Here is a 414-nt window from a genome sequence, read left to right as displayed (position 1 = left end):
CGATGAAGAGTTAATGCTTTTTAAATGGATCGTAAGTATATGCATTACAATTATAGTAATTTTCTCGTCTATAGTTGGCGGAAAGAAATTGCTTGCATATGTGGAAAAAGAAAATAAAAATATTCAAACCCAGCAAGCGGCAAACGAAAAAGAGAAGAAAGTTGCAGAAGAATCTCCACAAGTTAGTGAAGGTGAAATTATTTCTACTATGCACAAAATGGTACACCAAAAGGTAAAATCCTCTGAAAAATGGGGATTTGTAGAAATGACAAACAAGGAAATTTCTAATGTGAAAAGAGATATTGAAAATAGTAAAGGTTTTCAATATAAAATGAAGTTATTTTCTATTATAAATAGATGGGAAAAAGGAGATTTTTCTCAAACTGTTGAGGAGCACAACTTTTTATGGAGCCT

1 protein-coding gene is annotated in these 414 nt (G+C 31.2%); it reads left to right on the top strand.

Annotation, left to right across the window (positions count from 1 at the left end):
* Window positions 1-13: 13 nt before the first annotated feature.
* Window positions 14-414 (top strand): DUF6241 domain-containing protein (locus tag MR079_RS28460; protein WP_242295092.1); only part of this gene is annotated, 401 nt, incomplete at its 3' end.

Source organism: Bacillus cereus group sp. BfR-BA-01381 (assembly GCF_022663555.1).
Classification (GTDB): domain Bacteria; phylum Bacillota; class Bacilli; order Bacillales; family Bacillaceae_G; genus Bacillus_A; species Bacillus_A pacificus.
This window is presented reverse-complemented; position numbering and strand designations above follow the sequence as displayed.